Genomic DNA, 7781 nt, shown 5'->3' on the forward strand with positions numbered 1-7781 from the left:
GGCTATATGCGCGGACAATTCATTTATGTCGCTTTGTTTTCTTTCGTAGGAATGATATGGGCACTTCCGGTTTTAGGAAGTGTCCGACTATTTTTCACATTATTAGCACTATATTTATGGATACGATTAATAGGGCGGATGAAACAACTGATGCTCGCTGCAGTCGTTCTTGCCTTTTTTGTCGGTCAGTTTCATGAAAAGCAACATCGTTCTATCTATACAGGCGACGAAGAGGCATTTCGAGTATCATTTACCGAAGAGATGGTGATGGACGGGGATCGCTTAAAGGCAACCGTTCGATCTTCTGCAGGTGAAAAGCTTCGTTTAAGTTACAAGCTTTCCTCGAAGGAAGAAGCCGATAAGCTGAAGCAACTGTTGCCGGGGACGATGTGCGACATAGCGGGTACATTAGACCTACCGGCAGAAGCGCGTAATCGTTACGGGTTTGATTATCGAAAATTTTTGGCTCATCAACATACGTATTGGCAGCTGAAAGTAAATCGTCTTTCGCTATCCTCTTGTTATCAGTCGAAGGTTTCTGTTAAACAACAAATTTTCTTATGGCGTGCAAAAGGGATTGACCGTATAAAAGAAACGTTTCCAGAAAGTCTACAACCGACTGCGGCTGCTTTATTGTTCGGTGACCGGACATTGACTGAAGAAGAAATCACAACCGCCTATCAGCGGCTAGGGATTATTCATTTATTAGCAATTTCAGGGCTTCATGTCGGTTTAATGACAGCTTTTTTGTATTACTTGCTCATTCGAATAGGGGTGACGAAAGAGCGATCACAGCTGATTTTACTGATATTTCTACCTGTCTATGCCTTGCTTGCGGGTGGTTCTCCTCCAGTCGTTCGCGCTTGTTTAATGACGATTCTTATTTTGATGTCGATGAAATTTCAACGGAAGTTTATGCCTCTAGATGCACTAAGCCTCAGTTTTTTGTTCGTCCTCGTGTATGATCCTTATTTACTTTATCAAGTTGGCTTTCAATTGTCCTACCTCGTTAGCTTTTCGTTAATTCTTTCCTCGCACTCGATTTTATCCTATCCGATCTCTTTTCTTGGAAAAATGTTTGCTGTTACGACCGTCTCACAAATCGCTGGCTTACCGGTGATGATGTATCACTTTTTTGAAATCTCGCTTTATTCGTTTGTGGCGAATTTATTTTTTGTACCGTTTTATTCTTTTCTCCTGTTACCCGGGTTGCTTGTGATTTATATTGTTAGCTTTCTGTTTCCACCTGTGCTGACGCTGTTACCGCCATTAGGCGCCTTGTTGAGTCGGGTCGATGAAGTAGCAATGACAGTTAGTACATGGCCGTTTGCGGTGGTCGTTACAGGTCGGCCGTCTGCGCTTTTGCTCGTGGTTTCCTGCTGCGTGTGCCTTCTCGCTTTTTTATACTGGGAAAAATCGAAAAGGCTCCAGCCGGTATTTTTCTTGTTAGCCTTTATGATGAGTGCTCAAATCGTCACGCAAACGTATTCATCAAAAGGGGAAGTGACATTTATCGATATTGGACAAGGGGATGCAACGTTCATTCAATTACCTTTTAATCAAGGGAATTATTTGATTGATACAGGCGGCTTGCTTCCTTTTCATAAAGAGGAATGGCAGAAGCAACGAAAGGATTTTAAAATTGGTGAGGATGTGTTGCTACCTTATTTTAAAAGTAGGGGAATCACGCGCATTGATAAGCTGATTTTAACTCATAGTGATTATGATCATATTGGTGCTGCTACCGAGCTGTTTCCTCACATGAAAATGAAAGAAGTGATCATTAGTCCGGGTTCAGAGGTGAAGCCGGTGATGCAACAGACGATCGAACAGGCGAAACGGTTTCATATTCCTGTTCGTTATGGCACATTTCAAGAAAGTTGGCAGGTTGGCGAGTCTAGTTTTCAATTTTTATCACCAGAGGATGAGCAGTATGAAGGCAATGATGACTCACTTGTCTTATATGCCCAAATTGGCGGGAAAAAGTGGCTGTTTACAGGGGATGCCGAAGAGAATACTGAAAAGAAGCTAGTTGATCGCTTCCATATTGATGTTGATTTTGTTAAAATCGGGCATCACGGAAGTAAATCGTCGACATCTGAACCGTTTATTGCGGAAGCGACGCCTGAATATGGCATCATTTCTGCTGGTAGGAAAAATCGCTACGGGCATCCGCATCGAGAGGTTGTTCAGCGGCTTCACAAGTATCAAGTGAAAATATGGAGAACGGATCTTCATGGAGAAATTACTTATACTTTTCGTGGAAGACGAGGCACATTTTCTACCTGTATTCCGTAAAATAAAGTGACGCTTCAATCGGTGGGGGGATTTTTCGCCTCCCACCTGCATGTCTGCGTTCCTTCCAGCCCGTTAATGCGGGGGAAAAGAAAGAAGCTCGCCGAGTGACGAGCTTCTAACGCAGAATTATCCGATCATTTTGATAGCTGTTGCAATAATAAACATTGTAGCGAAAAAACCGAAAGAAACGATGAATCCAACGCCGGAGTCTACTGCATCGTTACGTTTTGACTGAACACTTTTTTCAAATTCGTTCACAACTACCCCTCCTATTTCCATTATAGTATAGACGATCATTTCAGAAAAATCTAGACTTCTCTTGACAATTTCCTTCTCTGACAAGAGTTAACTTCGATAAAATTTACAAATTCGGTGAAAATATAAGTAAGAAGCGATCACCGTCAGCAAGGCTGTTTCCGGGACATCATTGTTGGCGTTCATATAGATCTACAAGGGGAGGCCTCTTGATCAGTTTCCCCTTGTCAAATCGATCAGGCTTTTTTAACATGAATAGTATCAAATGAAAATGGAGAGAAAAAGCCCTTGATACCAATTTGGAAAGAGATCGAACAAAAACAGTTTGCTTCTGTTTATTTATTATACGGAAAAGAAGACTTTTTAATCAATGAAACGAAGCAAAAGCTGATTGCTAGCGCGTTGACAGAAGAGGAGATGGATTTTAACTTCGCTCTATACGATTTAGAGGAAACGCCTGTGGAGACAGCTTTAGAAGAAGCGGAAACATTTCCGTTTATGGGTGAAAGGAAAGTCGTGTTTTTAAATCATCCAACATTTTTGACGGCGGAGCGAACGAAGGAAAAGGTCGAACATAATTTACAGAAGTTTGAGCAGTACATAAAAGACCCGGCTCCATATACGATTCTTGTGTTGTTAGCCCCGTATGAAAAGCTAGATGAGCGTAAGAAGCTAACGAAACTATTGAAAAAAGAAGCGGCTGTATTAGAAGCGAAAAAGCTCAGCGAAAAAGAGTTGACAGGCTGGCTGAAAGACCGGGCGAAAAGTCATCATGTGGAGATGGATGAAGAAGCACTTGAGCATTTACTAGCACTTGCTGGTACGAATTTAATGATGCTGACGTCGGAGTTGGATAAGCTTTCACTTTATGCGCAGGGAGAGCAGCGAATTACGAAAGAGATGGTGGACAAGCTGACGGCCCGGTCGCTAGAACAAGACATTTTTTCACTAGTGGATCGGATTGTTACAGGAAAAATCGAAGAGGCATTTCGTATTTATTATGATTTGCTGAAGTTAAATGAGGAACCGATTAAAATCCTTTCATTGATCGCTTCGCAGTTTCGACTTATTTATCAGACGAAAGAGCTGTCAAGAAAAGGCTATGGCCAGCAGCAAATAGCAGGATTTTTGAAAGTGCATCCGTTCCGAGTGAAGCTTGCAGCTGGGCAAGCGCGAAATTTCACAGATGAACAGCTCGCTCAGATTATTCAGATGCTTGCGGATAGTGATTTGCAAATGAAATCAAGTGGGATGACAAAAACGATGATTATTGAAATGTTTTTATTTCAATTACAAGGAATAATGAAAAAGACGCCATAATGAGAAAAATCCTTCAAGATGACTTGAAGGATTTTTTACTATTAAGCGTTTAGCTTTTTCATAAGACGGCCTTTTGTACGGCTAGCAGTGTTTTTGTGGATTAATCCTTTTGCAGCTGCTTTATCAAGGCGGCTTACTGCTTCAGTTAAAAGTACTTTCGCGTTATCTTCGTTGTTAGCAACAGCTACTTCGAATTTCTTTACAGCTGTACGCATAGCTGATTTTACTTGAGAGTTTTGCTCAGTGCGTTTTTCAGTAGTTTTTACGCGTTTGATGGCAGATTTAATATTTGGCATTCCTGTCACCTCCTAAAACGATCGAGATTCTATTTATTGCTCGATTTTCACAATTAAAGAACAAAAGTTATTCTATCAAACGAGAAGCTAGATTGCAATACTTACATTCGGATTTTGTGTAAAGGAATGAACTTTTACACAGTCGGGTAAAATGAAAAATAACGTGAAATTGAAGGGAGATACCTTGAATGGAAGAGAAATCAATTAACTTAGACGTGTATCAAGTTCGAACAGATTTAGCTGTTGAAGCAAGGGTAATGGCGAAAGAGCGCCAAGGTGGAGTAGAGGAAGTACGAGGTGTTTTGTCAGAAGAACGTCAAGTTGATGGAATTAAAGTGACCAACGTGACGATCGATGAAGAAGGGGAGAAGGTAACAGGAAAAAAAGCAGGTATTTATTTAACGGTAGAATCGCAAGGAATTCGAAGTCATGATACGACTCACCAGCATGAAGTAGAAAAAGTATTAGCCGCGGAGTTAGCCACTTTTTTAAAAAAGAAGGGAATTGAAGAAGGAGCGAGTTGTTTAGTCGTTGGCCTTGGTAACGGTGATGTGACGCCGGATGCTCTCGGTCCGCTCGTTTGTGGCTCCGTAATGGTGACGAGACATTTTTTTGAGTTGCAGCCTGAACATGTGGAGGAAGGATACCGACCAGTTAGTGCTCTCGTGCCTGGTGTAATGGGAATGACGGGCATCGAAACGAGCGATATCGTTTTTGGGGTCGTGGAGCGGTCTAAGCCTGATTTTCTTATTGTGATCGATGCGCTTGCTTCACGCTCTATTGAACGCGTCAATGCCACAGTGCAAGTATCAGATAGCGGTATCCATCCTGGAGCGGGTGTAGGCAACAAACGAAAAGAAATTAGTGAAAAAACGTTAGGAATTCCAGTGATTGCAATTGGTGTGCCAACGGTTGTAGATGCGGTATCGATTACGAGTGATACGATTGACTATATTTTGAAGCATTTAGGAAAAGGAATGACAGAGGGGGAACGCCCATCTACTGCTCTCGCTCCGATGGGCTTTTCGTTTGGGCAGAGAGAGAAGTTAACCGATGAACATCTTCCAAATGAGGAAAAGAGACGTTCCTTTCTCGGAATGATTGGTGTGCTCCAAGAGAATGAAAAGCGTCAGCTAATTCATGAAGTGCTAGCTCCATTAGGTCATAACTTAATGGTCACACCAAAAGAGATTGATTTATTTATGACAGACACAGCTAATCTGTTGGCAAACAGCTTAAATGCCGCGCTTCACCCAGCAATTGATCAGCAAAATACTGGCTTTTTCACGAAGTAAACTATTGGTTCTGCTTCTTTCTCTATCGTCATACGTATAGTACAAGACTTTAGTAGAAAGGGTGGAGCAATGAAGGGGACGCCGTCGAACTATATTTTATCTATTAATTTGTCAACGATCATAAAGGGTATGATGCTGTTAACGATCTCTCTCCTTTCGCTTTTTGCCGTTGTCGGGTTATTGACTTCGCTAGCCTATAATTATCGAATTTCTTCTCATTCCGTCAATGAAGCAACCGAACATGTGAAAGGTGAAACGCTTTATTATTTGTATACGTTAGAGAATCGAATGTTTATGACGTATGCACCTGAAAATGTGAAGCCACCTTTATTAAGTGAACTAGCTTTTAGATATGCGACCAATGTTCGTTTCCAAGACCCAAGGAGCTTTTTAGGTAGAGAGGTGCCGGGGTTTTCTATTTATGATGGACAAATTTTAGTAGCTGGAGAAGGAACGAACTATACAAATATGCCGATTGAATCGGAACCGCCAGCGGACGCGTTACTACCGAGTAATGATGCACCGGCGGCGGAGAATCCGAAAGAAATTAAGAAGGACCCGCAAAGTTCGCCACCGACGATGACAACGAATGGGAAAGAACGTGTGTTTATGTATTTCACTCATACGAGAGAATCCTACTTACCTTTGCTTCAAGGGGTTTCCTCTCCGGATTCAGCGCAGCATTCTTCATTGAATGTGACAAAAGTAGGGGAAATGGTCCAAGTAGCTCTTGAACATAAAGGGATTGGAGCAGCGATTGATAAAACAGATGTCATTGCTAAGCTTGAACAGTCAGGAAGAAGCTATGGTCAGGCTTATCAACAATCACGTGAAATTGTCGCATCTGCTCAAACGAATAATCGAGATTTGCAATACTTTATTGATATTCACCGCGATTCACAGCGGAAGCAGGTAACGACGACAACGATTAACGGGGAAAACTATGCCAAGTTGGTGTTTGTTATCGGGGGAGAGCATGCTAATTATGAGAACAACGTGAAGCTCGCCACCCAATTGCATCATCTTCTCGAAGAAAAATATAAAGGGCTCTCAAGAGGGGTGATTTTAAAACGAGGAAAAAAGACAAACGGAAAGTTCAATCAAGATTTGTCTAACAATGCCCTGCTTTTAGAATTCGGTGGCGTGGACAATACTTATGAGGAATTAAATCGGACGGCGAATGCTTTTGCCGATGTGTTTGCGGATTATTATTGGCAAGCCGAAGCGGTTCAAGCGAAACCTTCTACCGATTAGAAAGGAATAATCATGAAAGCTTTTTTGTTAAAAATTTATTTAGTCACTTCCGTATTCTTTTTAGGGATGTTGATTGGCATCTTTCAAAACAATGGGGAAAAAGAGTCTGGCTATGAGCGAGAGGTTGCCATTCATGTCGATCGTCCGCAAACTTGGATTGAGCGAGACGTCACGCAGCAAGATTTAGCAGAAAAACAAGCGAGGCTAGAAGAAGAAGGAGCGATTAATCTATTTTCCGCCGTCGGTCAATCCATTGCTGAAACGGTGACAGTGGTGACAACAACGATATTTGATGGATAAAGCTTTGCCACCCGCTTTCGATCATTGAGCGGGTTTTTCTGCTTCTGTCGCTGACCAGCGCCTTCCGCTTTTCGTTGTTGTCCAGCTCCGTCTCCTAGACACTCGAGTCAAATGCCAGCCTGACTGCATGGCTGAAGAACGCCATTCCGTCATTCTGTCATTTGCTTGTCGTGTCTGAACAGTCGGCTCCGCTTTTCGTATTGTCTAGCTCCAGACGCTAGCGACTAGTGGACTTCCACGCTCCTCCTTGCGATAAGTCAACATCGATTCACTGGCGTTCATCGTGTTTCCTTTATCTCGATCGGATCGCTCCAGTCCATACGTCGCTGACCAGCGCCTTCCGCTTTTCGTTGTCATTTGCTTTTTTGGCTGATATAATCAATGCTAGTGTAATTGTGCCGATTAACAGGAGAAGGTGAAAGTATGAATCATGAAGAGAGAGTAAAGAGACAGGAGCATATTCGAAATTTCTCGATTATTGCTCATATTGATCATGGGAAGTCTACGTTAGCAGACCGAATTTTAGAGAAAACTCAGGCGTTGACTGCTCGTGAAATGAAGAGCCAGCTGCTTGATTCGATGGATTTGGAGAGAGAGCGCGGCATTACGATTAAATTAAATGCTGTTCAGTTAACATATAAGGCGAAAGATGGAGAAGAGTATATTTTTCATTTGATCGATACACCGGGACACGTCGACTTTACGTATGAAGTATCTCGAAGCTTAGCCGCTTGTGAAGGGGCGATTTTAGTTGTTGATGCTG

9 protein-coding genes are annotated in these 7781 nt (G+C 42.2%); 6 read left to right on the forward strand and 3 right to left on the reverse strand.

Annotated elements, in window-relative coordinates; translation table 11 throughout:
- Positions 1–6: 6 nt before the first annotated feature.
- A complete protein-coding gene (locus CEF22_RS07000; RefSeq protein WP_100402296.1) occupies positions 7–2298 on the forward strand; it encodes a DNA internalization-related competence protein ComEC/Rec2 in 2292 nt (763 codons plus the stop codon).
- A 126-nt stretch (positions 2299–2424) separates the two neighbouring features.
- Here the strand turns inward: CEF22_RS07000 and CEF22_RS07005 are convergent, their stop codons facing one another.
- Positions 2425–2556, reverse strand: a complete 132-nt coding sequence (locus CEF22_RS07005; protein ID WP_094834020.1) for a YqzM family protein — start codon at positions 2554–2556, stop codon at positions 2425–2427.
- 285 nt (positions 2557–2841) lie between these two features.
- On the opposite strand from CEF22_RS07005, the gene holA reads away from it, so the two are divergent.
- Complete coding sequence (gene holA, locus CEF22_RS07010; RefSeq protein ID WP_100402297.1) at positions 2842–3873, forward strand: DNA polymerase III subunit delta; 1032 nt, start codon at positions 2842–2844, stop codon at positions 3871–3873.
- Between the two features lie 41 nt (positions 3874–3914).
- Here the strand turns inward: holA and rpsT are convergent, their stop codons facing one another.
- Entirely contained in the window at positions 3915–4169 is a 255-nt protein-coding gene (gene rpsT, locus CEF22_RS07015; RefSeq protein WP_095477724.1) for a 30S ribosomal protein S20, read from the reverse strand.
- 188 nt (positions 4170–4357) lie between these two features.
- Here rpsT and gpr point away from each other — a divergent pair, with 188 nt between their 5' ends.
- The 3 genes from gpr to CEF22_RS07030 all read left to right on the forward strand — a co-directional run bounded on the left by gpr (position 4358) and on the right by CEF22_RS07030 (position 7018).
- Positions 4358–5464, forward strand: coding sequence for a GPR endopeptidase (gene gpr, locus CEF22_RS07020; RefSeq protein ID WP_100402298.1), 1107 nt, complete (start codon positions 4358–4360; stop codon positions 5462–5464).
- Between the two features lie 69 nt (positions 5465–5533).
- Positions 5534–6718: a stage II sporulation protein P gene (gene spoIIP, locus CEF22_RS07025; protein WP_100402299.1), complete on the forward strand. Its 1185-nt coding sequence runs from the start codon at positions 5534–5536 to the stop codon at positions 6716–6718.
- A 12-nt stretch (positions 6719–6730) separates the two neighbouring features.
- Positions 6731–7018, forward strand: a complete 288-nt coding sequence (locus CEF22_RS07030) for a DUF3679 domain-containing protein (protein ID WP_100402300.1) — start codon at positions 6731–6733, stop codon at positions 7016–7018.
- Between the two features lie 204 nt (positions 7019–7222).
- On the opposite strand, the gene CEF22_RS18480 is transcribed toward CEF22_RS07030, so the two are convergent.
- Positions 7223–7375, reverse strand: coding sequence for a hypothetical protein (locus tag CEF22_RS18480; protein ID WP_157843189.1), 153 nt, complete (start codon positions 7373–7375; stop codon positions 7223–7225).
- A gap of 66 nt (positions 7376–7441) precedes the next feature.
- On the opposite strand from CEF22_RS18480, the gene CEF22_RS07035 reads away from it, so the two are divergent.
- Positions 7442–7781, forward strand: a 340-nt coding sequence (locus tag CEF22_RS07035) for a GTP-binding protein (protein WP_157843274.1), incomplete at its 3' end; no start/stop codon positions are given.

Source organism: Bacillus sp. FJAT-42315 (assembly GCF_002797375.1).
In the GTDB taxonomy this organism is placed as follows: Bacteria; Bacillota; Bacilli; order Bacillales; family Domibacillaceae; genus Bacillus_CE.

Bases quoted from the DNA above. Each gene is read 5' to 3' on its own strand.
- rpsT (WP_095477724.1), bottom strand. From the start codon at position 4,169: ATGCCAAATATTAAATCTGCCATCAAACGCGTAAAAACTACTGAAAAA.
- CEF22_RS18480 (WP_157843189.1), bottom strand. From the start codon at position 7,375: ATGACAACGAAAAGCGGAAGGCGCTGGTCAGCGACGTATGGACTGGAG.
- gpr (WP_100402298.1), top strand. From the start codon at position 4,358: ATGGAAGAGAAATCAATTAACTTAGACGTGTATCAAGTTCGAACAGAT.
- CEF22_RS07000 (WP_100402296.1), top strand. From the start codon at position 7: ATGCGCGGACAATTCATTTATGTCGCTTTGTTTTCTTTCGTAGGAATG.
- spoIIP (WP_100402299.1), top strand. From the start codon at position 5,534: ATGAAGGGGACGCCGTCGAACTATATTTTATCTATTAATTTGTCAACG.
- CEF22_RS07030 (WP_100402300.1), top strand. From the start codon at position 6,731: ATGAAAGCTTTTTTGTTAAAAATTTATTTAGTCACTTCCGTATTCTTT.